At 59.6% G+C, this 26,784-nt stretch carries 16 protein-coding genes; 6 read left to right on the top strand and 10 right to left on the bottom strand.

Annotated elements, in window-relative coordinates; translation table 11 throughout:
* The 5 genes from ACTG4B_RS03105 to ACTG4B_RS03085 all read left to right on the top strand — a co-directional run.
* Window positions 1-785: hypothetical protein (locus tag ACTG4B_RS03105; protein ID WP_439154216.1), on the top strand; the 785-nt coding region annotated here is incomplete at its 5' end.
* Between the two features lie 38 nt (window positions 786-823).
* Window positions 824-1,735: a hypothetical protein gene (locus ACTG4B_RS03100; RefSeq protein WP_439154215.1), complete on the top strand. Its 912-nt coding sequence runs from the start codon at window positions 824-826 to the stop codon at window positions 1,733-1,735.
* Complete coding sequence (locus tag ACTG4B_RS03095) at window positions 1,732-2,550, top strand: adenylate/guanylate cyclase domain-containing protein (RefSeq protein WP_439154214.1); 819 nt, start codon at window positions 1,732-1,734, stop codon at window positions 2,548-2,550. Before ACTG4B_RS03100 ends, ACTG4B_RS03095 begins: the two co-directional genes overlap by 4 nt.
* Before the next feature lie 86 nt (window positions 2,551-2,636).
* Window positions 2,637-3,344 carry a Crp/Fnr family transcriptional regulator gene (locus tag ACTG4B_RS03090; protein ID WP_439154213.1) on the top strand — a complete coding sequence of 236 codons (708 nt, stop codon included), beginning with the start codon at window positions 2,637-2,639 and terminating at the stop codon, window positions 3,342-3,344.
* Complete coding sequence (locus ACTG4B_RS03085) at window positions 3,341-3,727, top strand: DUF3307 domain-containing protein (protein WP_439154212.1); 387 nt, start codon at window positions 3,341-3,343, stop codon at window positions 3,725-3,727. Before ACTG4B_RS03090 ends, ACTG4B_RS03085 begins: the two co-directional genes overlap by 4 nt.
* 267 nt (window positions 3,728-3,994) lie before the next feature.
* Here ACTG4B_RS03085 and ACTG4B_RS03080 read toward each other — a convergent pair whose 3' ends face one another.
* The 7 genes from ACTG4B_RS03080 to ACTG4B_RS03050 form a co-directional block, all read right to left on the bottom strand.
* Window positions 3,995-5,296: an MFS transporter gene (locus tag ACTG4B_RS03080; protein WP_439154211.1), complete on the bottom strand. Its 1,302-nt coding sequence runs from the start codon at window positions 5,294-5,296 to the stop codon at window positions 3,995-3,997.
* 192 nt (window positions 5,297-5,488) lie between these two features.
* Window positions 5,489-7,156, bottom strand: a complete 1,668-nt coding sequence (locus ACTG4B_RS03075) for an acyl-CoA synthetase (RefSeq protein WP_439154210.1) — start codon at window positions 7,154-7,156, stop codon at window positions 5,489-5,491.
* Window positions 7,157-7,160: 4 nt separating this feature from the next.
* Entirely contained in the window at window positions 7,161-7,961 is an 801-nt protein-coding gene (locus ACTG4B_RS03070) for an enoyl-CoA hydratase (RefSeq protein ID WP_439154209.1), read from the bottom strand.
* Window positions 7,962-7,983: 22 nt separating this feature from the next.
* Window positions 7,984-8,433, bottom strand: a complete 450-nt coding sequence (locus ACTG4B_RS03065) for an OsmC family protein (RefSeq protein ID WP_439154208.1) — start codon at window positions 8,431-8,433, stop codon at window positions 7,984-7,986.
* A gap of 26 nt (window positions 8,434-8,459) precedes the next feature.
* Window positions 8,460-9,602, bottom strand: a complete 1,143-nt coding sequence (locus ACTG4B_RS03060; RefSeq protein WP_439154207.1) for a glycine cleavage T C-terminal barrel domain-containing protein — start codon at window positions 9,600-9,602, stop codon at window positions 8,460-8,462.
* Window positions 9,603-9,764: 162 nt separating this feature from the next.
* Window positions 9,765-10,256 (bottom strand): Lrp/AsnC family transcriptional regulator, encoded by a 492-nt coding sequence (locus ACTG4B_RS03055; protein WP_439154206.1) that lies wholly within the window; start codon window positions 10,254-10,256, stop codon window positions 9,765-9,767.
* Window positions 10,257-10,531: 275 nt separating this feature from the next.
* Window positions 10,532-15,016 (bottom strand): chemotaxis protein CheB, encoded by a 4,485-nt coding sequence (locus ACTG4B_RS03050; RefSeq protein ID WP_439154205.1) that lies wholly within the window; start codon window positions 15,014-15,016, stop codon window positions 10,532-10,534.
* A gap of 395 nt (window positions 15,017-15,411) precedes the next feature.
* Between ACTG4B_RS03050 and ACTG4B_RS03045 the strand changes: the two genes are divergently transcribed.
* A complete protein-coding gene (locus ACTG4B_RS03045; RefSeq protein WP_439154204.1) occupies window positions 15,412-16,308 on the top strand; it encodes a UTP--glucose-1-phosphate uridylyltransferase in 897 nt (298 codons plus the stop codon).
* Here ACTG4B_RS03045 and ACTG4B_RS03040 read toward each other — a convergent pair.
* From ACTG4B_RS03040 to ACTG4B_RS03030, 3 genes are all read right to left on the bottom strand, one after another.
* Window positions 16,305-24,725, bottom strand: coding sequence for a GH36-type glycosyl hydrolase domain-containing protein (locus ACTG4B_RS03040; RefSeq protein WP_439154203.1), 8,421 nt, complete (start codon window positions 24,723-24,725; stop codon window positions 16,305-16,307). The two genes, ACTG4B_RS03045 and ACTG4B_RS03040, sit on opposite strands and share 4 nt — an antisense overlap.
* The gene (locus ACTG4B_RS03035) at window positions 24,722-25,765 is read right to left on the bottom strand and encodes a universal stress protein (RefSeq protein ID WP_439154202.1); all 1,044 of its coding nucleotides are present in this window, start codon (window positions 25,763-25,765) and stop codon (window positions 24,722-24,724) included. The genes ACTG4B_RS03040 and ACTG4B_RS03035 overlap by 4 nt, the downstream gene beginning before the upstream one ends.
* Window positions 25,766-25,882: 117 nt before the next feature.
* Window positions 25,883-26,770, bottom strand: coding sequence for a helix-hairpin-helix domain-containing protein (locus tag ACTG4B_RS03030; protein ID WP_439154201.1), 888 nt, complete (start codon window positions 26,768-26,770; stop codon window positions 25,883-25,885).
* Window positions 26,771-26,784 lie beyond the last annotated feature (14 nt).

Raw genomic sequence — 26,784 nt, 5'->3', positions numbered from 1 at the left:
TGGTTTTCCATGGCGGCACCGTGCCCAGCGTCGGCGTTTACGGGATCGAGGGATCAAAGCCCGGCGCGGCTGCGACAGCTGTTTATCTATCGCACGCGGTCATCCCGGCCGACCGCACCGGCTATGGGCGGCTCTTGGCCAAATGCATGTTCAATTCCAAGCGGTTCTACTGCGCGTTGCTGGCGGCATTCGACGCAAACGATGACGTCATCCTGACCCCGTTCCAGCGCCTGCCCGCCGAACGCGACGGCGGAACCCCAAGCGAGATCGCAGCGCAGCGCGCCATGATAGCCCGACAGATTGTTCCGGTCGCCGATGACCCGCTGGTGGAAAAACTGCTGCACGATCCCGAACTGATGACACTTTTCCAGCAACTTGGATCCGATCAGACGATCTGTGCCTATACGCTCAACTTCAGAACAGCAGATGGTATCAACCGCGATCTTGCACTGATGAACGCGCTGAACGACGCGGTTTTCAAGGCCCTGTCGGTACAGGAATTCGGCGGTGACAAAGTCCCCGACGCCCCGCTGTTCGTCACCGCCTCTGAGTTCGCGCCAGACACCTACGGGCAAGCGTTCGTTGACCACTACGTAACACGCTGCGGTGCCACGCCTGTGCCCGGCATGTCGGTCAAGTTCATCACCTCGACCCAGCAGAACCCTTTCATGACCTCGACAGCAGACGGCGACCTGACCCCCATGCTTGCCGAAACGCTCAGGCAAACGGCCAGCGATCTTGCCGGCCAACTGCGGCGCCGGCACGGGCTGCCGGACCCGACGTAACACACCCTTGATCCGATCCGTTCAGAAAGGACGCAGCAATGCCCCACCACGACACGACACACGGCAGCGGCAAACATCAGCGGCCCGCCAATTTCATTACGAACCATGCGCACCAGCACGCCTTTGTTTTGCTAGGGGACGCGACGATCTTTGCGGTGCACATGACGCAGTATCATCACGAAGAACATAAGTATCAGCTGGTCCTGAAATTATCGCTGCCGCCAGACGCCAAGTCGCAACTTGATGATCTGCGCACGCGGTTTCCATTGGATACATTCATTCTGTGCAATGGCGACGCCGATGACGACCTGTTCATGATCCCCGACCTTCCTGCCGGTCGTCGCCCCACGTTCAATGCCAACATCTTTCAGGGCCTGCCCGCCTTCAGCGCCACTGACGAGGCAGACCCACATTTCTTTCCGTGGGACAAGGCGCGCACGACCCCGGTCATTGTGGATGTCACGGTATCTGTGGAAAGGGTCGTCACCTTCCGCCCCTTTGCCCATCACGATACACAACCAGACTACGCGACCTATCTGCTGTGGGGCGAAGGCCAAGAGGCCCATATGACCAATCTTCAAACCGCACGACTTGCCTCGGGCAAGTTCGAACCGCCAATGTTCGGCCCCGATTTTGACCACGTCCTGAGCCTGCGCAAAGCCCCTTCATGGCTGGACGAGCCACTGCTGGAAGCCGGGGTCGTCGTCTCTGTCCCCGCATTGCGCCTGAACGATGCCAAGACCGGACTGCCCACAATACCCTGCGGCGCACCCTTCAATGACGGTCAGACGTTTAGCGTCCTTTATCGGGGAATGGGTGAGGGGCGGAACGTCGTCGCCGGCCGCACATTTCTTGCAGACACAGCCGTCTGCAACAGCGAGGGCATGGATGTCTGCCCACCGGAAGAATCACTTGTGATAAGTGCGACACCAAAGGAACTGATGAAATGAACACGTTGGCAGGCATGGGTGAATTCACCCGCGAAGACGGCAATGACGCACTGTGGTACCAGGTCTTTCAAGAAGGGCACCCGGTGCTGCTTGGCAAACAAAAACGGTTTTCCCTGCTACCGGGGGGATCACGCTGCAAGATGTGTTACGCACCATTGGCGGGCATCGGCGGATGGATCACCCGTCGGATGGGCCTTGAACCCTCATCGCGCAACCCGTTCTTCTGCAATGCCTGCGACGGTTTTCTAAAGGCCTATCCGGGTGGCGCAGAGGTTGACCTGTCGATCCTGTTTTGCGACCTGCGCGGTTCGGTATCCCTGTCGGCGTCGATGTCCCCAAGGGAATTCAAGCAACTCATCACGTTCATGCGCGAAACGATCATCCCAGTCCTGTGGCAGGCCGAGGGGTTTGTGCTTCAGTTCCAGGGGGATGCTGTCATTGGTGTCTGGCCCCCGGGTTTCAGCGGCAAGGATTACGCCAGCAAGGCGGTGAATGGCGGAATGAAACTGCCAAGGGCAATTGAACGGACACCTTTCAACGGAAGCGCCCTGCCCGTGGGAACCGCGATTCACACCGGACGGGCCTATCTGAGCACCGTCGCATCCCTGAACGGCGACATGCAGGAAGTGAGCGCCTTTGGCTTTGACGTCAATGTCGCAGCGCGGCTGGCATCCAGTGCAAAGGCCGGCGAAGTGCTGATCAGCGAGGCCGCACTCAAGGCGGCAGGCCGGACAATCGATGACGACGCCATGTGCAGCTATGAGCTCAAGGGGATTGATGAAAATATTCGCGCCACGCCGCTCAAGCTCCACTGACGGCTGCTGCTGGCGGATTCAGCTTGGCGCCGGATCCGCCAGGCGGGCAACAGTGACCACATTCCAATTCCAGACGAAAGTTCACTATGAATAGTTCCCTGACAGAGCCGCTTCTTCAAGGTGCCGGACTTGCGGGCGTCGTGCTCTATCTGGGATCTTATGCGCTTCTTCAAATTGGGCTGCTGCGGGGCAGTGGCTATGCCTATGCAACGCTCAACTTATGTGCGTCCAGCCTTGTTCTGCTTAGTCTGACCGTCGCGTTCAACTTGTCTTCCGCGATCATCCAGACATCGTGGATCATCATCAGTCTACTGGGGATTGCCCGCCTCGCATGGTTGAACAACCGTGTTCGGTTTTCAGACGAGGAATGGGATATGCTGCAAAAGATGTTCCCCGACATGCCGCGGCCGATGGCGCGGCGTTTTTTCAATCAGGGGAACTGGATCACGGCAGATAAGGGCACGACCCTTACCGAAGAAGGGCAACCGGTCGTAAATCTGTATTATCTTGCGAATGGGCAAGTGCAGGCTACGTCAGCCGGACAGGAAATTGCCGTCGTCAGCTCTGGTTTTCTGGGCGAAATGAACGTGCTGTCACGGGGGGCGGCGTCAGCAACGACGACGGTCGTTGCGGAATCGCGGCTGTTCGTGATCTCCGGCGTGGCCTTGCAACGCATGGCCGCGCGCGACTCTGATTTCCGTATCCTTCTGGAAGTCGGCATGAGCCGTGATACGGGCCGCAAACTGAAGCTGGCCAATCAGCGCCTGTCCACATCACCGGAGCAGATAACGTGACTGCGGGTGCTGTTATTCTGGCTCTCTGTCTGTTCCAGGTGAAACACTATCTGGCCGACTTTCAGTGGCAATCTGTTTGGATGGTCGAAACCAAGGGCCAATACGGCCATCGTGGCGGGTTGGCGCACGCAGGGCTGCATGGCGCGCTGTCGCTGCCTGTTCTCGTGGTGATTGCCGACTGGACGCCAGTGCTTTTCGCGGGCCTGTTGTTGTCTGAAATTATCCTGCACTACCACATTGACTGGCTCAAGGCGGGCGTTGTGGCGCGGCGAAACCTTGACGAACACGACGGTGCCTATTGGTATCTGCTGGGGCTGGATCAGGCGGCGCATCAGCTCACCTATCTTGCAATTCTCGCAGTGCTGGTCATGACGGGCGGCTGATGCCGTTCCACCAACTGCGCAAGGCGACCTTCATCCAGACAGTCGATCTGTCGAGAAAGCCAAACCCAAGATCTTTGCAGGTCATCAGCCCGAGCCGTTGAAATGTAGTGGCAAGGAATGCAAGGGGCTTGGCGGATGACAGGTCAGCCGGAAGGGACGTCATGGGAAACCGGATCTTCGGGAAAAGTGCGGAAAATCGCGCCGGTAGCGCGCTAGTTTGCATCCGTCGTCGATGCACAACCGCCGGCATGGTCGCAGGATACAGGATCAGCCTTCGGATTGCCCCGCGTCGTGCATGGGATCAAGGCGTGGATGGGTTGCCTCCATCGCGAGGACCAGCCAAAGCCCCGACAACGCCATTGCCGCACCAGTCAGCCAGAATCCGGCCTCCAGCATCCCGGACGCATCAGCGATCAGCCCCATGGCCAACGCACCAATGGCATAGCCCATATCGCGCCAAAAACGGTAAACACCTAGCGCCGACCCGCGCCAGGACGGGTGCGCGATGTCACCCATGGCAGCAATCAGCGTTGGATAAAGAAGAGCCATGCCAACACCGGTGACGGCGGCAGCTGCGGCCCAGCCTGTGATTCCGTCAAAAATCGGGAACGCGAGAACGCCGCCGGAACACAGGAAAAAGCCCACGACCGTGGGCCATTTGCGGCCCAATAGGTCCGACAGTGGCCCTGTCCACAGCTGGCTAGCGCCCCAGACAAACCCGTAAATGCCCGTGACCCAACCAATCTCGATCAGGCTTGCACCCTTCGCGACCATAAAGACCGGCACCAGTGCCCACATCAGCGCATCAACGAATTTTTCAATGCTGCCCGCCTGTGCCAGCACCATGAAGGTCCGATTTCGCCATGTGACAAGGGCGAATATCTGGCCGGTCGTCGGAACCTCGGGCCCATCAACGTAGCGCGGGCGCGGCCCCGTCGTCGTGCCCGACTTGTGCCGCGCCGCTTCGGCCCGGGCATAGGGAAGCGTCTCGGTAAAGGCCGCGATCCCGGACACCAACGCACAAAGGATCACGACGAGGCCAAAGACAAACAGGCTCAGTCGGGGATCGAAATAACTCGCCAGATAGCCCGTGACGAGACCGGCAAGCGCCACCCCGCCATAGCCCGCAAATTCATTGAAACCGGTGGCAATGCCCCGTTCCGTGCCTTTGACGATGTCCATCTTCGCTGTGACGGTCATCGACCAGGCAAAGCCCTGATTGATCCCCAATAGAATGTTCGCCGCCACGATCCAGCCCCATGACGGCGCCCAAAGGATCATGAACGGGATCGGCAGGGCCACAAGCCAGCCCCAGATCAGAACGCGGCGCCGCCCGACCCTCTCTGACAGGCGCCCCGAAACGAAGTTCATCGCCCCCTTTACGATCCCGAAGGACACGATGAACGCAAAGATTGCCGTCATCGAACCTTGAACAACACCAAACTCGGTTTCCGCCAATGCAGGAATCACGGTGCGTTGCACGCCGATGGTCAGGCCGACGAAGAAGACCTGCAATAGCTGTTCCAGAAACGGCCGCAGATTTTCGCGGATACCAAGGGCATAAGCCATAGCGTTGTGTGTTTCCCGGTGCTGTGCGAGTCAAGCGCATATCCCGGCGCAGACCGACAGCGCATTGAAAAGACGTCTGTCACGTGTTCGCGTGCCGACGCGGACTGTGCAGTTCTTCAGTTGATGGCGTCCAGGGTCAAGGTGCAATCCTGACGGCTGCGAAAGATCATTCAATTGGCCAGACCGGGCACATCAGGCACCCGGCATCAGTTCGGCCGCTGCAGCACCGGTCGCGATTTCCCTTGCCCGATCGCGCAAGGCGAATTTCTGGATCTTGCCTGTCGATGTTCGGGGAATATCCATAAAGATAAAGCGGCCGGGCACCTTGTAGGGTGCCAGTTGATCGCGGCACCACTGCCGCAACATATCGGCATCTACCTGCTGACCGGCGGCCAGCTCGATGAACGCACAGGGCGTTTCACCCCACTTTTCATGCGGCATTGCGACAACAGCGGCGACACCGACAGCCGGATGCCGGTAAAGCGCCTCTTCAACCTCGATGGAAGAAATGTTCTCCCCGCCCGAAATGATCACATCCTTTGATCTGTCCTTGAGCTGGATATAGCCGTCGGGGTGCATGACGCCCAGATCGCCGGAATGGAACCAGCCATCTGCAAAGGCATCTTGCGTCGCCTTGGGATTGCGAAAATATCCCTTCATCACGACATTGCCACGAAACATCACCTCGCCCATGGTCTTGCCGTCGCGCGGCACCGGCAGCATTGTTTCGGGGTCCAACACGTCCAACTGTTCCAACGGCAGATAGCGCACGCCCTGCCGCGATTTAAGCGCGGCCTGTTCGGCGGCGGGCAGATCAGACCAGTCCTGATGCCAGTCGTTGACGACCGCAGGGCCATAGGTTTCCGTCAGCCCGTAAAGATGGGTCACGTCGAAACCTGCGGTTTTCATGTCGGCCAACAGCTTTTCCGGAGGGGGGGCGGCGGCGGTAAAGAATTGCACGGTCCTGTCCAGATCGCGTTTCACATCGTCAGGCGCCGAGATCATCAGCGACATCACGATGGGCGCGCCGCACAGATGGGTCACGCCTTCGTCCGCAAGTGCGTTCCAGATTGGCGCAGCCCGCACCTGCCGTAGGCAGACATGGGTGCCGACAATAGCAGACATGGTCCACGGAAAGCACCAGCCGTTGCAGTGAAACATCGGCAAGGTCCACAGATAGACCGCGTGTTTCTGCATCGACGTTGTCAATGCATTGCCCTGCGCCAACAGATATGCGCCCCGGTGATGCGACACCACCCCCTTGGGGTCGCCAGTCGTGCCGGATGTATAGTTGATCGAAATCGCGTCCCATTCATCCAGTGGCATCAACCAGGCGAAATCGGGATCGCCGGTGGACAGAAACGCATCATAGTCGGCGGCCTCAAAGGGGGCGTGCGGTCCCGCAAATTCTGGGTCGTCATACTGGATCAGGACAGGCGTCACCGATGCAAGCGCCAGCGCCTCTTGGATCAGGGGCACAAATTCGCGATCCACGATCACCACCTTGGCCATGGCATGATCAAGCTGAAACGCGATGATGGCGGCATCAAGACGGGTGTTGATCGAATGCAGAACGGCACCGCACATCGGCACGCCGTAGTGGCATTCCAGCATCGCAGGTGTGTTCGCCAGCAGCGCCGAAACCGTATCACCCCGCCCGATGCCAATCTGTGCCAACGCCGAGCCAAGCTGCCGCGACCGGCGATAGAAATCGGCATAATTGCGTCGCATGCCCCCGTGAACCATCGCCGTATGATCGGGAAACACGCTGGCGGCGCGTTCCAGAAATGTCAGCGGTGTCAGCGGCTGATAGTTCGCGGGAGTGCGGTCCAGCCCGGTGTTATAGGGGTTCGTTTTCATCTGGTCAGGCATCCTGCCATTGCGGGGCGCGTTTTGCAATAAAGGCACCAATGCCTTCTTCGGCGTCATGTGCCAACATGTTGTCGACCATCACCCGCGCGGCATAGTCATAAGCATCAGGCAAGGTCATCTCGCATTGTTTATAGAACGCCCGTTTGCCGGTTGCGAGGGTCATGCTGGATTTTGACGCAATTTTGCGGGCCATGTCCATCACGGTATCCTGCAGGGTATCGACGGCAACGGCGCGATTGATCAACCCGATTTCAGCCGCACGGCTGGCGGGGATCATATCGCCCGTCAGCAGCATTTCCATCGCATGTTTGTCTGCGACATTGCGGGACAGGGCCACCATCGGGGTCGAGCAAAACAGGCCGATATGCACCCCAGGTGTGCTAAACCGTGCCGTATCGGCGGCAACTGCCAGATCGCAACTTGCCACGAGTTGACAGCCCGCTGCGGTCGCGACGCCCTTCACTTCTGCGATGACGGGTTTCGGACAATTCACGATCGCCTGCATGACACCGGAACATTGCGCCATGACATGCGCGAAATAGGCCTTGCCCCGATCAGCCCCGCTACGACCCGCAGTCATCTCCTTGAGGTCATGACCCGCACAAAAGGCCGGACCATGCCCCGCCAGAATGATGACCCGCACGCCGGGCTCGCCCCCTGCCGCGCCAAAGGCTGCACCAAGCTGTTTCAGCATCGCCTCGGACAGCGCATTGCGTCGCCCGGTGTCGTTCATGGTCAGACGCAAGATGCCTGCGTCATCCAGATCGCGCAGCAGAATATCGTCTTGTTGCATGCACTCTTCTCCTGTTCCGGAGTTAGCGGATATTGATTTCCACGTTATCAGCCAGCGTGTTGGCGATAAAACAATAGCGATGCGCGCGGTGCTGCATCTGATCCAATTCAGCAGCATCAACCGCAAAACCGGTATCAAAACGCACCACCGGATGCAGGTCGATGCGGGTCACCGACATTTGCCCTCTCACATTCTTGCCCAGATAGGCAACCGCGTGGTCGTGATAGCTGGCCACGGGCCAGCCGGCTTTGGCGGCGAGCGCAAGGTATGTCATCATGTGACAGCTCGACAGTGCCGCAGCAAGGGCCTGTTCGGGGTTCGTATGGTTCGGATCACCGCCCCAATCAGGGGCGGCATCCACTTGCATCTCATAGCTTTTGTTATACTGCACGGTATGGGCGTTTGTGTATTTGCCCGTTTGCAATACGGGTTCTGCGCGCTGCCAATGCAGTGCGATCGAAAGGTCGGACATCTGTCAGGTCTCTCTGGTTCGGGTGGTCAGGCGGCGGCGATTTGCTTTTTCGGATCATAGAACGGACGTTCCACGATCGTGGCCCGGGTGGGGCCATCGCTTGTCACGACTTCAACCTCGGCACCGATATGGGCGTATTCGACTGCAACCATGGCGAGTGCGATGTTCTGCCCAAGACGGGGTGAATACACCGCCGACGTGACCTTGCCCACGACATCCCCATTCTTGTTGATTGGCCAGAACCGTGTGTTCGGCCCCTTCAGCGGGGCACTGTCGATGATCAGGCCTATCTGCTTGCGGGTCGCGCCCTGTTCCTGGATGCGGCGCAATGCCGCCTTGCCGATGAAATCGGCCTCCATGTCGAGGTTCACAAGCCGGTCAAGCCCCAGTTCGTAGGGGTTCGTGTTGATGTCCGCGTCAGCATGATAGGACAGCATACCACCCTCGATCCTGCGGATGGATGAGGTGTGACCGGGTTTAAGCCCGTATGGCATCCCGGCCGCCATGATCCGTTCCCAAAGGGCGTCGCCTTGCGTGCCATCGCGCAGATAAAGCTCGTAACCCAACTCGCTTGACCAGCCGGTGCGCGACACGATCAGCGGGATCCCGTCAACCTCGACCTCGCGCAGCCAGTAATAGCGCAGGTCCATGATGCTTTCGCCAAACAGTTCCTGCATAATTTCACCTGACTTCGGGCCTTGCAGCTGCAGCGGCGACACGTCAGGTTCGCCGATCGTGACATCAAGGCCGGAATTCACCGCCACACCTTGCGCCCACAACAGAATGTCGCTGTCAGCCAGCGAAATCCAGAAATGGTTTTCGGCCAGACGCAGCAGGATCGGATCGTTCAGAATACCGCCAGCGGCATTGGTGATCAGAACATACTTGCACTGACCGACAGCCATCTTGGACAGATCGCGCGGCGTCAGCATCTGGACAAACTGTGCCGCGTTCGGGCCGGTGATTTCCACCTGACGTTCGACCGCTACGTCACACAGGATCGCGTCGTTCACCAGGTTCCAGAAATTCTGTTCCGGATCACCAAAGTCACGGGGGATATACATATGATTATAAACGGAAAACCCCTTGGCGCCCCACCGAACGGTCGCGTCAAAATAAGGAGATTTACGGATCTGTGTGCCAAACCCAAAGTCATCTGCTTGCATCATTTTTTCCACCCTTTCATGTCAAAGGCCAAACCGGCCATCGAGCGCCTCCGCCTGCCGTTCTTCTAGCAGCGTGACTGCACGTCATGCGGTCCGAAAAAGGGCAGGAAAACGCCTGAACGGACTATTTTTGGCCCATAGTCCAGTCTGTTCGGACGTGATGGATCACGCGCTGCCCTTTGCAGCCAGATGGGCCAGATTGGGCCGCGCCGACTTTACCGTCCGAGTCGCGATATATGTCATATAGCGGTCGATCCCCAATTCGGCGGCGACCATCGTTTCCATGAGGTTCTGAAACAACGCAAGACTGGGGCACACGGCCTTGATCACGTAATCCATCCCGCCGCCTGTCGCGATACATTCGATGATCTGGTCCTGATTTCTGACAAAACTTTCAAATCGGTCAAAATCCGCCCGCCGGTGATGGGTCAGCGATACCGTGACAACGACTTCGGTAAAGTCGCAAATTTTCTCGAGCGCAATGTCAGCGCGATATCCGCGGATAAAGCCCGCAGCCTTTAACCTGTCCAGCCGCGCCCAGCACGGCGTGGGCGAAATGTTGACGATTTCGGCCAGTTTGGTTTTGCTCAGTTGTCCGTATTGCTGCACCGCGCTGAGTATGCGGATATCAGCCGCATCAAGACCGAATTTTTTCATGCGTTGAAAGCCTTCACTGTGTCCTTGGCAACGGTGGCGATAGCAAATCGCAACTTGCGCCATCACCGCATTAATACGGTGCAAAATCCGAATGGGTGACTTGTTTTGCGACTACTTCTGCAACATCCGCGCCGATAACGCCCTTGCGGACTGCGCATGTCGCACGAACCCTCAGCCCGCTTGCGCAAAGCTGTGGTGCGCACGTTGGCACCGGGGATGGCCGCCGACGCCGGACAGCAATGACGATCAGGCGGTCCGGCGATACTGTCGCGGGTTCAATCCAGTTTTTCGCGCAACGCCTGGGCCAATTCCTCCAGGCTGTAGGGCTTGCGCAAAATTTTATGATGTGCTGCTTTCTCCATTTTGGTCGTCTGGATCCCTTTGGCGTACCCAGTGGCAAGAATGACCTTCAGGTTGGGGTTGATTTCGACCGCCCGATCGGCAAGATCGAAACCTGACATCCCACCCGGCATCACCACGTCCGACAGGACCAGATCAATGTCAGAGCGCGTGTTCAGTATCTTCATCGCCGCGAGGCCGTCTTCTGCGGCAATAACCTGATAGCCCAGTTCGTTCAGGCGGATCACCGTCAGGCGTCTGACAGACGGGTCATCCTCGACCACGAGGATCGTCTCGTTCTGGGACTTTGGGACCGTCGTGCGCACCTTGTCTATTTTTTCGGCGTCACAATTATCGACAATCGGCAGATAAATCGAAATCGTCGTGCCAAATCCGACCTCACTATAGATTGCAGCATGCCCACCCGATTGTTTGGCAAAACCGTAAACCATGCTTAACCCAAGTCCGGACCCCGCACCGGGGCCCTTGGTGGTGAAAAATGGCTCAAACGCACGATTGACGACATCTGGTGCCATGCCATGCCCTGTATCGGTCACGCAAAGCGCCACATAAGCCCCCGGCTTCACATCAACTTGGGTTGCAGTGTAATCCGCATCCAGGATCGCGTTGCGTGTCGCTATGCTGAGCGTGCCGCCGTCGGGCATCGCATCGCGGGCATTAAGGCCGAGATTCAGAATGGCGCTTTCGACCTGCCCCGGATCAGTCAGAGTCGGGCATAGATCATCGGCCAGATTTGTTTCAACCTTGATATTCTCGCCCAGCGTGCGCGCCAGAATAGGCAGCATGGCGGCCACCAGATCGTTCAGGTCGACAGGTTTCGGGGTCAGGGCCTGGTTGCTGGAAAATGCAAGCAACTGCGATGTCAGCTGTGCGCCAAGATTTGACGCCTCAAGCGCCTCGATGAGCAATTCGTGCTGTTGTCCTGTCTCCAGCTGCATTTCAAGCAATTCCAGATTGCCGATGATAATGGTCAACAGATTATTGAAATCATGCGCCATGCCGCCGGTCAACTGGCCGACAGCTTCCATTTTCTGGGCGCGGTTCAGGGCCTCGCGGCGTTTCATGTCTTCGGTCAGGTCGTGCAGGATCCCGGTGAAGAACCGATCGCCCTCGATCCACCATTCTGAAATCGTCAACCTGATCGGGATCTCGGCGCCATCACTGCGGCGCGCCTTCATTTCGCGGCTGACGCCAATGATCTTGCGCTCGCCCGTCCGAATATAATGGTCGATGTATCCGTCATGTTTGCTGTGGTCGGGTTCAGGCATCAGAACCTTGACGTTCTGGCCGATCATCTCTTCGGCAGCATAGCCAAGCATGACTTCTGCGGCAGGGCTGAAGCTGCCGATGATGCCATGTTCATCAATTGTAATGATTGCCTCGGGGGCGGCATCGACGATTGCCCGCAACCGGGCTTGCCGTTCTTCCAGATCATGCTGAACGGCCAGATACTCGGTCATGTCCTCAATCGCGAGAAGGATCAGATCGCCATCGTTGCTTTCTCCTTCAAGACGGCGGGCATTCAGGATCATCGTGCGCCGGCCCATCTTCGCCGTTTCGATCTGGATCTGATAGTTTTCAACTGTTGTCCTGTCGGGCAGCACCCGTTCAAGCAGTTGATGCAACTCGCGCTGATCCCACTGTCCTTCCTGCAAAACGAACAGGTTTTGTCCATCTGTCTGTTCTGCTGTCGTCTGGAACAGCCTGTGAAACGATCGGCTGGCCCGGACAATCTTGAAATGCTTGTCCAAGACCAGCATCGGTTCGCGCACGGTCGATACGATATTGTCAGAAAATCGCTGCGACCGCCTGTGTGCTTCCTGGATGTTCTTTATTTCGGTCACATCCGTAAAGGTGACGACAACCCCGTTGATCTGCCCGCTTTGCGTCTTGTAGGGCAGGATCCGCCGTATATACCAGCTGTCGTCCCGTGCTTTTACCTCCCGCTCGGACGGGGCCAGATCCGTCATGACCTGCCGGGCACTTTCCAACAGCGATGGATCGTCGATCTTGCCGGTAATATCGCTGATCGGTCGCCCCACGTCATTGGTGATCAGATTGAACAACTTGCGGGTTGCCGGCGTGAACAGCTTGATCTTGAGATCGCGATCAAGAAACAGCGTCGCAATACCCGAACTGGACAGCAGATTATTGAGATCGTCCGACACCGCGCGTTCTTCATCGACTTTCTGCTGTAACTGCGTATTCAGCGTCGTCAGCTCTTCGTTCAGCGATTGAAGCTCTTCCTTGGAGGTTTCAAGTTCTTCATTGGTCGATTGGAACTCTTCGTTCATCGACATGGCTTCTTCGTTGGCCGCTTTCAATTCCTCGGTGGAAAGTTCGAAATCCCGGATCGTGTTCTTAAGGTCTTGCCGCGTCGTTTCCAGTTCTGCTTCAAGCTGGCGATAGGCGGCACTGCCCTTTGAGACGTCATCGGGCGTCGCACTGCGTTCGATGAACGGCTGATCGGCAAACGCCACAAGAAAAAGCTGCGCGTCTTCGACAGCCATGGGATGTACGTCAATCTTGACCGGCACACTTTCCCCATCACGCGTGACGGCAGCGGTGCGCGTTACATCGGTATTTTGCTGGATAGCGGTGCGCACCGCACTGCCAAGCTGGGCCCGCATCCCGTCACGCGCCATCGCCAAAAGGTTCTGGTTCGCTTCGCCGATCGGCACCTTCAGATAGTCATCGGCAGGCCCTTGCACATAAAGACATTCCATTCGGGCATTGATCAGCACTGCCGCAGGCGCATAGCGCTCGATAAGAAGTTTCTGGCTAAGATCGGCAAGCTGCGGCCCGGAATGTTTTTCACGCGCGGGCAGGGCGGGCTCGATGGCGTCTTCATGCGGCCTGCGTTGCGACATGTAATCAAATGTCCGTTTGCGCAGCTCGCCGGCTCTTTCGTAAATACGGTATTTCTTGGATTTGGGACGGAAATACATTTCGTGATTATTAGCCGTTTCCGATGATCCCAAGAACAGAATACCGTGGTCGTTCAGCGCAAAGTGGAACATCTGGATAACCCGTTCCTGCGCCTTGGGGTTCAGATATATCAACATATTCCGGCAGGAAATCAGATCGATCTTTGAAAACGGCGCGTCGGCCAGAATGTTTTGATTGGCAAAGACGACTGTATCGCGCACCTCTGGAATGATCCGGTAGGTATGATCTTCCTTGATGAAAAACCGGTCCAGCCGTTCGGTGGCAACAGAATCCGCGATCGCATCAGGGTAAACGCCTGCGCGCGCGACCGACAGCGCCTTTTCATCCACGTCTGACGCAAAAACCTGTATCTTCACATCCTTGCGCAACTTCGAGACTTGTTCGAACAACAGGATCGTCAGCGAATAGGCTTCCTCGCCGGTCGCGCAGGCCGGCACCCAGACGCGGATCGGCTGCCCGGCAGGGTGGTTGGCCACCATATCGCGCAATACGTGCTGCTCCAGGTAATCAAACGCTTCCGGATCGCGAAAGAATGACGTGACACTGATCAGCATGTCGGTGCACAGCCGCTTGGCCTCGTCGGGGTTCTGTCGCAGTAACGCCAGATAATCAGCCGAATTATCCATGTGATGCAGGGCCATGCGCCGTTCGATCCGCCGCAACAGCGTGCCCTCCTTGTACATCTCGAAATTGATCGGTGTATAGGCGTTCAGCGTCTTGATGACATCCCGCAGCGATCCGCGGGCGCTTTCGCCCAAGGCCTTGGCGGCTCGGCCGTTGTCGATATAGGGGTGTCGCGCGTATTTCGCGATGAGCGCAGGCATATCGCCGACCTGCAGCACACGATCAACTGATCCGGTCTTGATCGCGCTGCGCGGCATGCCGTCATGGGATGCCTCGTGAGGGTCCTGCACCAGAACCAGGCCACCTTTTTCCTTGATGGTGCGGATCCCCTCGGACCCGTCGCTGCCGGTGCCGGACAGGATGATCGCAACAGCGTTGTGCTTTTGGTCCTCTGCAAGGGATCGCAGAAAAAAGTTGATCGGCAGCCGCAGGCCACGGCGTTCGCTTGGCGCGGTCAGGTATAATTTGCCATCCTGCACCCGCAAGAATTTATTGGGCGGAATGACATAGACATGATCCGGCTGGATCGGAGTGTTGTCGGCGGCAAAGGCGACAGACATTTTCGTCTGCTTCGCCAGCAAATCCACCATCAGGCTTTCATGGTCCGGGTCAGCATGGTGGATGACCACAAAGGCTGCACCGCTGCGCGGGGGCATCGCGTTGAAAAATCCGGTCAGCGCGTTCAACCCGCCAGCCGACGCCCCAAGCCCCACGACAGGCACGCCACGCATCGCAGATGTCTGGTGCTGGCCATCCGACCGAGCAGGTTCATTCTCGTTCTTTTGCGAGGGCTTGCCTTTGGGCTGCGCCTTGGATGTTTTCGCCATGCCGCCTGACCTTGGGGTTATCGGGTAAACGCCGGTCAACGATAGGCAGATTTTTCCACAGTTACCAGTTTGCAGATACCAGCGCCGGCACTTTGCACAAGGTACCGGTGCTTCATTCTTGCCATGTTCCAACCGGCAGTGCGCAGATCAAATGCCGATGCCCGCAAACCCCAGCACAAAAGTGCCTAAAGGGCGCCCCCGTCACCGCAGACCCCCAGTGCAACGGGCCCGGGTCGTGCCACGTCGATTGTCGTCTGCACATAGATCGGCGGGCGCGGCCCGGATTGAGAAAAGTCAACAAAGCCCCTCACTGCCTGCGCCACTGTGAAAAAGGCAAGGTGAACCCAGTTCTGCTGCCTCTTTTCGTCTGTGGCGGCCCGAAAGGATGTCATACAATGAAGAACCAGATCGTTCGCACAGCCATTTTCCCGGTCGCCGGTCTGGGCACACGGCTCTTGCCGGCAACCAAGGCGACGCCCAAGGAACTGTTGCCGGTCATCGACAAGCCCCTGATCCAATTCGCAATTGACGAGGTGCGCGCCGCCGGGATCGAACGGGTGATCTTTGTGACACATGCATCCAAGACAGCACTTTCGCGTTATCTGATGGATGATGCGCGTCTGCGCGAGCGCCTGATACGACAAGGCAAGCCGGGTCTGGCAGAGGTCTTGCGCGACACCGCGCTTGATCTGCACGACACCGACGTCATTTTCGTGACGCAACATGACCCCGACGGGTTGGGCGATGCGGTGCTGCGGGCGCGGGATTACGTGCTTGACGGCCCCGTCGCGGTCGTTCTGCCCGATGACCTGATCCTGGATGGCGCTGGCTGCCTGAGCGAGATGACAGCCGCCTATCCCGGCTGCGGGTGCGGGCACCTTGTCGCGACGATGCAAGTGCCAAAGGCGCAAACCGACAAATATGGTATCCTGTCCGTCACCCGGCAGGATGGCCGGATCGTTTATGCCCGCAGTGTCGTGGAAAAACCTGATCCCGAAAAGGCGCCGTCACAGATGGCTGCCGTCGGGCGGTATATCCTTGACCCGGCCATTTTTGATGCGTTGGCCCGTCAGGGCCCGGGCAAGGATGGCGAGGTCCAGCTGACCGATGCGATCACAAGCGGCGCGCCCACCGTCGGTATCGCGGGGTTTCGGTTTTCCGGGCGGCGGTTTGATTGCGGGTCAAAACGTGGCTTGCTTGCCGCGACGCTGTTTCGTGCAAGAGCTGACCCTGCCTACGCCGATATCATAGGCGAAGCCGCCCCGGTAACCAACTTCATCCCAGTCGGCTAGGATACCTGCACCCGGCGGATCTTGCCCTTGCCGGGGTAGGAAACGGTCGGCTTTTTCCAGGGCTTGCCATCCACGGTAACGCGTGCAGTTTCCTGCGCCGCCGCGCCACTTCCTGCAATCTCGATTTCGATCCGGCCACGCGGCCCGTCAAGCGTGACATGCGCCTGCGTCCATTTGTCTGGCAGGCAGGGGGTGATGCTGACCTCGCCGTTTCGGGGGCGGATCCCAAGGATGCCCGCAACGGCCAGTTGCCAGCTCCAGCCGGCGGCACCGGTATACCAGGACCATCCACCCTGTCCGATCCGCTCTCCCGCCCCTGACACGTCACCAGCCAGCACATATGGCTCGCGCATATAATGATCCGCAGCGGTCTTGCTTGCGGCGCGCCGGACCGGGATGATGATGTCGAAAACCTGATGTGCCTTGGTCCCGTCACCAAGGGCAACATAAGCCGCACCCAGCCACGTCGCCGCATGGGTATATTGCCCGCCGTTTTCACGGATGCCGGGGGGATAGGCCTGAATATAGCCGGGGTCGCGGTCGGTCCGATCAAATGGTGGGGTCAACAGCCGGACCAGGCGCGCCTCGGTGTCCACCAGATGATCTGCCGCTGATCGGATCGCCTTGCGTGCGCGGTCGTCAACCGGCCCGGTGTCCAGCACGGACCACGCCTGTGCAATCAGGTCGATCCGGCATTCCTCATTTTCAGCAGAACCCCATGGCACGCCTGCGTCGTCGATCGCCCGTAGATACCACGCCCCATCCCATGCGTGATCAGCGATGGCCCGGCGCAAACCCTTTGCATGATCCCGCCAGCGCGCCGCGTCCTGCGCAAGGCCCGCCGTTTCGGCCAACGGCGCAAAAAGCCCGATCGTCGCGATCTGGAACCACGCGAGCCACACGCTCTCGCCCTGGCCTTCGTCGCCGATCCGGTCCATCCCGTCATTCCAATCGCCAGCCCCCATCAGGGGCAACCCATGCGCACCGACAGTCATCATCCGGTCCAGCGCGCGCGCGCAGTGATCATACAGCGATGCCTGTTCGCCATGTGCGAACAGCGCATAGCGGTCATGTTCATCCGCCCGCAGTTCCGGCGCCTTCAGAAACGGGACCGTCGCGTTCAGTATATCCCTGTCGCCGGTGGCCTCGACATATCGGGCCGTGACATAAGCCAGCCAGATATAGTCATCTGAACAGCGCGTCCGCACGCCGCGCCCCTCTGGCGGATGCCACCAGTGCAACGCATCACCTGCTTCAAACTGATAGCTGGCCGCCAACAGAATATGTTCGCGCGCGCGGTCAGGGTCGCTGTGCAAAAGCGCCAGGACATCCTGCAACTGGTCCCGAAAACCATAGGCACCACCAGCCTGATAAAAGCCGGCGCGCGCCATGATCCGGCAGGCGCGGTTCTGATAGGGCAGCCAGCGATTGACCATCAGGTCGAACGCAGGATCGGGGGTCTTGACCTGCACGGACCCCAGCCGCTTGCCCCATGTGCCCTGCAATACCTGATAGGCGGTGTCGGCCTCGGCCGGATCCTTCCATCGCGACACGGCTGTTTCCAGGTCCCGCTGCTCCGCGACTTCGCCCAGCGCAAAAACCACTTCTGCGCTTTGGTCCGGACCGATGTCAAAATGCACCTGATAGGCGGCACAGGCATCGCTGCCGGGGGTAAACCGCCCGCCCAGATCCCAGCGCTGCAAGCCTTCGGGGGCATGGATGCTACCTTCGCGCCCCAGAAAATCATGCCGGTCGCCGCTGACACTATGCGCCTCGACCGAGGCAGTCAGAAAGGCCGCCCTTGATCCGAATTCGGGGTTCCACCGGTTCCGCCCGATGATCGCCTCCAGCGCCGGGTCAAAACGGCTGGTCACATGGGGCCCCGACACACTGCCCAATGCGCCCAGAATCCATTCCGCGTAATAGGTCGCAGACACCCGCCGCGCCCGGCCTGACCGGTTGGTCAGCCGAAGACGCACCAGCTTGACCGCAGCATCCACCGGCACAAAGGCACGCAATTCCTGTTCCAGACCGTGGCTGTTCTGCCGCCACGTCGTTTCCCCCGCCCCATGCCGGATCTCGCAGTCTTCACCATGGCCCAGCGGTGCCGGCGTCGTCGTCCAGACGGCCCCCGTGGCTTCGTCTCGCAGATACAGCACCTCGGACGGGATGTTGGCGACGGGATCATTTGACCAGGGTGTCAGGCGATGCTCTCCGCTGTTGCCGGCCCACGTCGCGCCAAAGCCGGCTTCGCTGACCAGACAGCCAAAATCATCATTGGCGATGACATTGCACCATGGCGCGGGCGTATGGGTGCCTGCCGACAGATGAATCACATAATCCCCGCTGTCGGGGTCAAAACCACCATAGCCGTTGTCAAACATCAGGTTATCTGGCCGTGATACCGGCGCAATGACATCCGCCGTCAGCGGCGCCCCCGAATCAAAGCGAGGCGGCATGACATGCGTTTCCAGCGCACGATCAAGCGTTTCGCGCAGCGAAGTGCCGTCATCGCGCAGCACCACATGGGCCGCTGCCTCCAGTCCGCAGCGCAGGTCAGCGTCGATCTGGTCGGCCGCCAGCAGATGGATGCCGCCGCGCTTGCCCAGCACGCTGTCGGCATGGGTGTCACGCATGATCGCAAGCACCCTTTCGCGTAGCGGCTCCTCATAGCCGGATACCGCGTCGCGCAATATGACCAGATCGATTTCAAGCCCCTTTGCCGCCCATAGCCGCTGCGCCCGGATCAGCAGATCAAGCAGGAACGCATCATCAGTCTGTCTGGCCTTCAAAAGCAGGATTGGCAGATCGCCAGAAATGCCAAAGCGCCATAACTCTGGTTGGCCGCCCCACGTCTGACCGTCATCAGGAGGGGCGCCACGCAGCGTGTGATTGAAATGTGACAAGAGCGACGACAGAACCTGCAATTTCGGCAGATGCACCGGATCAATGTCCAGTTTCTGCACCATGCGCCCGGTTTCGATCAGCGCATCACGAAACACGCGATCCACCGCCGTGGCAGGATAGCGGCTGGCGGTTTCCAGCACATCGGTCCGCGTTTGGCCGGTAATGGTCAAAAAGGACAGTTCTGTCACCTGCATCGGTTTCAATTGCACGCGGGTCTGGAGCGCCATGATCGGGTCAAGGGTCCAGCCGTCGCGCCGACCCAGCCCATCGGTCAGTGCTTTGGGCAAAGCGCCCGCGCGGTCGCGGCCCAGAAATCCGGCGCGATCCGTATCCCACGCGCGGAACGTGACGGCAGGATCATCTGACACGACCTTGTGCAACAGAACGGGTGGCCGGGTCTCGGGGCGGCGCGGGCGACGCTGAAACAGCAGGGCCTGATCCTCGGCCAGCCACGTGCTGTGAACGAACAGCTTGCTAAAGGCCGGGTGGCGTTCGTCTTCCAATGCGGGGGCAAGCACGACCTCGCCATAGGATGTCAGATCGACGGTGCGGTCCCGGTCGCTTTCGTTGATCAGCGTGACACGGCGAATTTCGACGTCGTCGTAGGGTGCCACAGTGATGTCCATCCGCGTGACGATCCCGTCGTGATGCCGCAGCAGTTCGACCATATGTTGATGAAAGACGCATTTCACCTCTGGGCTGTCACCGTCAGTTGGCGCCGCGCCAAGCGACCAGACGTGGCCTGTCCCGCTATCCCGGCAATAAATCCAGACGCCGTCAGAGGTGCGGGTGGGGTCGGCGCGCCACCGTGTCAACGCGTTGCCGTCCTGTGACAGCCCGCCACCCCCCGTCCCCGTCACCAGCGACGCCATGCGCCCGTTGCCCAGCACATGCACCTGCGGCACAGCGAAATCCGCCGATGGCACCCATGGTGCAAGCGACGGCACCGTGTCTGTCTGCGCAGGACGTTCCCATGCCTCATCCGCGCGCCCCCGTTCAAGCGGCACATCCCACGGCACACGTTCCTGCAACAAAAGATCCATCGCCTGCGCCGGTTTTTCGCGCAGGAACCTATGGATCATGACGTCACCCGCCGTTGCATTGACGATGGCCGCCAGCAGCATCCCCTGATGATGCGCCATATAGGTCTTGACAGGAACAAAGGGCAGGACCGGCGTTGTGCGGTCTGGCGTGTAATCCAGCGCGTCATAAAAGCCGTAACGCGTCATCGCGCCAAGCTCTGCCAGCCGGGCAAGGTTGTCCGCCGCGGCCTCGGGCCAGCCGCAAAGCGCAAGCGCTGAGCTATAGGGCGCGATGACAAGATCTTCGGTCAAGCCGCGCCTGATGCCCAGACCAGGCACGCCAAAGGCCTTGTACTGATAGGTGCCATGCGCATCCGTGGCCCCGAAAGCCGATTCCGATATCCCCCAAGGCACCCCACGCTCGCGGGCATAGGCGCGTTGGAAATCCACCGCCGTCAGTTCACTTTCGCCCAGCAGGGTGTCGCGGTAACTGGGCAGGAACAGGGGCGGCATAAGGTATTCGAACATCGACCCGTTCCAGGACAGGATCGACGGCTTGCCCTGCAACCGTGTCACCGGGCGGCTGAACGAAAACCAGTGCTCGATCGGCGCATCATGTTTGGCAATGGCGAAATAGCTCGCAAGCCGGGCCTCTGTCGCCAGCAGATCGTAATGGCTGTGGTCCATTTCGCCCAGACTGTGATTATAGCCGATGCGAAACAGCCGGACACCAGGGTCGTAAAGAAAGCTGAAGTCCATCCCATAGGCGATATGCTCTGCCTCTTCGGCCAGCGCGATCAGGCCCGCGCGCACCGCCGCCTGTTCGGCCAGACCATCCTCGATCGCGCGCCGCAGCGCCTGAAGCCAGTCGCGCGATGAATCGTCCTGTCTGTCCACGTCCGATTGGCGGGCCTCCAGCAGGGTCAGCACATCGCCCCCGGCGATCTGGTCGTCAAAGGGGCGGTCGCTGGGATGCAGGGCTGCGGCGGCATCCGCTGCAAACGCGGCCATACCCCTTGGCGGTTCTGCAAGCAAAGGCAGCCATGGCATGAAGGTATCAATGTCCCGCGCGATCCGGTGCAGGTCGTGATGATAGCGGTCCAGCCAGACGGTGACGTCTTTCAGGTCCGCTTCCGGCGCTTGCGGCGCAGCGGCGATGGCATCGCGCACCAGTTCTTCCAATGCGTGCCAATGGGGGCCGTCCAGCGCGGCAAGGGTCTGCTGCCAGACCAGGGGCGATTGCCCGGCCGCGTCGATCAGGTTGCGGATTGCCTGCTCGGTCTGTGTCAGGCGGGGTGCATCATGATCCGGCAGCACCCGGATCGCGCCCGCCAGCAGGTCCAGCGTCGTGCCAAGGCAGCCGAAACAGGCGCGGCCAACAGATGCTTTCGCGGCCAGTTCCAGACACCCTTGTCGCAACACGATCAGCGATACCGCCAGATTGCCGCTATCCACGGTCGAGACATACTGCGGTTCAAGCGGTTCAAGCGTGCGGGTGTCATACCAGTTCAGGATATGACCGCGAAAGGTGCGGACACGACCCAGCGTCTCGACCGTATTGCGCACACGGATCAGAAAATCGCTGGTACTGATGAACCCCATGTCCCGTGCGCCCAGCGCCGACACCAGAAACATTCCAATATTGGTGGGCGATGTGCGATGTGCGATCGCGTCCTCGTCGCGGTGCTGGTAATTGTCAGGGGGCAGCCAGTTGTCATTCGGCCCGACGAAGGTTTCAAAGAAATGCCAGGTCCGGCGGGCCACCAGAACCAGAAACCGCCGCTGTGCATCTGTCAGCGACTGGCTGCGAAACCGACGGCGGCCTGCGCTCCAGACTGAAATCTCGGGGGCGACAAGCCACAGCAGCAGGACAGGTGCCGCAGCCCAGAAATCCTGCGGATCACGGGCCAGCAAGTAAAACCCGAGCGCCAGCGCCAGCGCCGTTGACGGCCACATGAGACGCCAGGACGCGGTTCGGATATCCACCCGCGAGAACACCGTCGCGGCATGGGCAGCTGATGTCCATTCAAGGCGTTTGCGCCCGCTTACCCCCATGCGCCACAGCGTCCGACCGATGGCGTCCAGTGCGTTGTGCGTGTCAGTGACCAGAAACACGATCGAAAAGAACCAGCGCCCACCCTGCGTCTTGATCTGATGAATGACTCGGCCCGCGATGCCCCGCCGGATACCGCCCGTCGCGATCGCAAACACCTCTCCGATCAGGTAACTTCCGGGTGCGGCGATGGCCAGAAAGGTCCAGACAAGTGCGCTGCCCGGCAGCGCCAGCCAGGCACCGAAAAAAAACAGAAGCAGCGCTGGCGGCACCAGACTGCGGCGCAGATTGTCGGCGATTTTCCAGCGATCCAATGCGGATAGCTCGTTTGTGGCGGTGCGTCCCTGCGCAGACGGCACCCGGTGCCAAAGCCATGGCAAGAGTTGCCAGTCCCCGCGCATCCAGCGATGCTGGCGATGCGCGAATTCCGGATAGGTGCCTGGCAGATCCTCGTATAGCACGACATTGGTCGCAAGCGCCGCACGGGCGTGCAGGCCTTCGAACAGATCATGACTCAATATCCGGTTTTCCGGAATACGCCCTGCGATACTGGTTTGCAGGCCGGCGATATCGTAGATCCCCTTGCCAACGAAAATGCCGGTGCCGAACAGGTCCTGATAAACATCCGAAACAGCCCGGCTATAGATATCGACAGCGGTGTCGCCCCCGTAAAGATGGGCGAAATGGGTTTCCTTGCCCAGTTTCGGTAAAATTTCGATCCGGGGCTGGATGATGGCATGGCCACGTGTGACACGCCGGGTTTCAGGGTCAAGCATCGGTCGGTTCAACGGATGGGCCATGATCCCGATCAGGCGCGCAGCAGACCCCGGCGGCATTTGGGTATCGGCATCCAGCGTGATGGCAAATCGCAGTTTGCGCAACACCGCCTGTGGGCCGATCACCACTGAAAAGGCATCCGTCTGTTCACCAAGAACCAGATGGTTGAAATCTTCCAGCTTGCCGCGCTTGCGTTCACGCGCCATCCAGCAGCCTTCGGTCGGGGCGAATATGCGCGGCCGGTGAAGCAAGAAGAAAGGGTCGTCACCGCTTGATCCATAGCGCTGGTTCAGTTCCGCCACCTTTCCGCTTAGTGCGTTGACGATCTTTGCATCGTCGGGCAGCGTCTGCACCGAGGCATCCACCGGATCGGACAGAACCACAAAGCGCAAAGCAGGGTCAGGGTTCGCCAGCCGCAGGATTTCCAATTTTTCCGCGATCTGGTTCACCTCTGCTATTGCCCCCAGAATGACTGGCAGCACGATTGCCGTTGGATAGTCGGGGGGAATGGACTCTGACAGGTCAAGCTCGGCCAGCGGCTCTGGCCGCGTCAGTCGGGTGATGATCCAATGCACCACCCAGACGCTGAGGATCGTGGCAGGCAGCAACGATAGCGCCGCCCCGACAAGCAATTGCAGCCACGTGGCATCGTGAGAAAGCAGATAGACCAGCGGCACCGCCATTGCCGCCAGCACCCCAGAAATCAGGCCTCCGGCGTAAAGCAAGCCACGATAGCGGGCCAGCCATCTGCGCAGGGCAAGCCCGCTATCAGCGCGATAGCCTACCTGTGCTTCAAGTGCGCGTAGCCCGTCACCCACCAGCCAATACCCCACATGGGTTTGCACCGCGTCATCGACATGATCGCGCGCGAATGCGATCGCCGCCTGTGCAACCGCGCGTTCGGACAAATCGGACCTTCGCGCCAGCCTTTCGACCGCCTTGCGGAAACGGTCGCGCGTCTCGAATGTCATATCGGGATAGATCCCGGCGGGATCAGTGCAAAGGGTGGCTTCGATCAGACTGGTCCGATCTACAAAATCTTCCCATTTTATATCGTGGATTGCGATCAGATTGGTGATTGCGCGGGCCGTGCGGGCAACCGGATCGGGATCGGACTGATCGACGTGGGATAGATCAAAAGCAGGGCGCAGATCCGGCCACATTTCGGCAAAGGCATCAACTAGCTGTGCGATACTGGCAAGCCGCAACATCGACGGCAGCGCCCACAGCTCGGCGTTGGTCAGTTCGGCACTCTGTTGAAAGTCCCGCACCGCGTCAACCAGGCTGGCAAAGGAAATCTGCGGGTGCAGGATGTCGCACAGCGTCTGCGCCAGTACATAAACACGCGGCTTGCCCGCCCCGTGCGCATCACGAAGCGCAGGCAGCAGGCGGTAATAGCTGGCAGGCAGGTCATCGCTCAGGCGACGCATGGCGCGGGCGACATGATAATCATTGTCCTGCAACCAGTCAGCCGCCCTGATATGGGCCGGGGCCGGATCTGCGCAGGCATCGCGCGCAGCGGCAAGCCAGTCATCCAGCGCCGGCAGAGCCCGGTAGATTTCGACCAGCACAGGGCTGCGCGCTGTGAAGACCTGGCGCTGTGCAAGTTCTTGCAAGCGATCGTACTGGGGGGATGACGGGGCAGCGGTTTGGGTCATTCGTCAGTGCCGACCGGTTGCCGGGCACCCTCTGATCTGGCCTTTTCAAAAGCGTGGTTTTCGGCGCGTCCGACCCGGTGGCGCACCAGCAAAACCGGCACATGCGCCCGGTCCAGCACGAAACTAGCCACCTTGCCCATCGGCACATCGCGGTGACCGCTTTCGCCGTGGGTCGCCATCACCACAAAATCTGCCGACTGATCCGTTATCGTATCGACAAGAGCGCGGCGCACATCGCCTTGCGCGACGATACAGGTCGAAATCTTCAGGTCATGATGGGCCAGCCGGTTCTTGATCCGGGCCAGATGGGTCTGGCCTGCCTGCGTGTTCCGGCGTGTCACCTCGCTGCGCAGCTTGGTGGCTTCGGGGTCCATTGTCCCGAATGCGCTTAACCCCGGCTCCGGTGCAATGTAGCACAGGACCAGTTCGGCACCTTCGGTCTTGGCCAATGTCGCGGCACTTGGCAGAGCATTTTCCGACCTGACAGAGCCATCGAGCGGCACAAGAATCCGTTGATAGGTATCCGACATCTTGATTGTCGATGCCTGCGGGATCATCAGGATCGCGGCGCTGCGCGATGCCATCACACCGCAAGCTGTGTCACGCATCCGCCAATTGTCTTGCCCATTCGCGCGCAGCACGGCAGCAATATCATCCTGACGGCCTTCCAGATGGGATTCTATTTGCGCGATACAGGGCCCTTCAAGTAGTTCGACAGTCGCCGCGCGGCGCGGATCATCATCAAGTCCGCCTGCCAGCCCGGCCAGCCATTTCCGCCTTGTCTGTTTGCGAATGTCCCAATCCACCGGATCAACGGGACCACCTTCGGCGGGATGCGGCTGCATCACGTGCACCAGAACAACATGCCCGCCAAACGCCTTGGCGACCTTTTGCGCGTGCCGGATCGCACCTGACTCCTTCTGCTCTGGTTCCACGAACACGAGGACATCCGATTGATGATGAATTGGTCCGTTCAGCGGAACACCGTTTTGTGCATCAACATGTGTGGGGCGCCTTTGTCGCTGCGATGCTTTCGCCATCAAATCTGCCTCCTGCGGGTGGGTCGGGCCGCATCCGACGACGGCGCCACGCACGCAGGCGGCACCGGGATGCAGATGTCAGGGTATCATTGCAGCCGCCCGCCCGATTGATGGATATCAAGCGTCCGCCGCGTCGGACTGATCGGCGTAAAACTGCATGCAGGCGGCTTCGTGCCCGCGAATGACGCGCTTGCCGGACAATGGGCCACGCAGTTCGGTCACAACCGTGCACTGGCCTTCGCCAGCCGTCCCTTTGTCGAACCGGATCACCACCCAATCACGGGTACGGCCCAATTGGTGCGCCCGCTGTGTATTCGAATAAAGCGCGGTGAAATGCCACCCGTCCCGTTCGGCGTGCAGGATCGGCAACCATGCCGCCCTTTCGGGATTGAACCTTTTGGGTGCAATCACCGGCAGCGATCCTTCCAATGCGCGCATTCGGTATTCTTCATCCACATCCAGAACCTCTGGCACCGGCGGCGGCAGTTGACCGACCCGTGGGCCAATCCTTCGACGCCGCGCAAGCAGCTTTTCAAGCGCGTATTGAATCCCGCGCACCCGGCGCGGCCCGAACCCCGAAAGGGCGGCCAGTCTGCCGTCGTTCGCGGCCGCTTCCAGATCCTCCAGCGTGTCGATCCCCAGTTTTTCATGAATGGCCGCAGCGAGCGTGGGGCCAATCGTCGGCACTGTCTGAAACAGCTTTTCAGGGTCCAGATCACCACGCAGCGTGTGCAATAGCCGCAAATCACCGGTTTGCAGAATTTCAGTGATAGCGGCACCAATGGACGAACCGATTGTCGGCAAGGCTTCCAGTGCGGGCGGGCCGCCCTTGGCTAAAATCGCGCTGACCGGCTGCGGCAGCCCTTGCAAGTAGGTGGCGGCGTCGCGATAGGCCCTGACCCGGAATGCGTTCCCGTTTTGATGCTCCAACAGGTCCGCCACCGCACTCAGCTTCTGCGCGACGTCTTTATTTTCCGTCGTTTGAACGGGGATGGCACGGGACATGACAGAACCTTTCA

Origin of the sequence: Yoonia sp. (assembly GCF_965660735.1) — a bacterium.
Lineage (GTDB): Bacteria > Pseudomonadota > Alphaproteobacteria > Rhodobacterales > Rhodobacteraceae > Yoonia.
The sequence above is the reverse complement of the archived record's forward strand: the minus strand, read 5'-3'. Positions and strand labels throughout refer to the sequence as shown.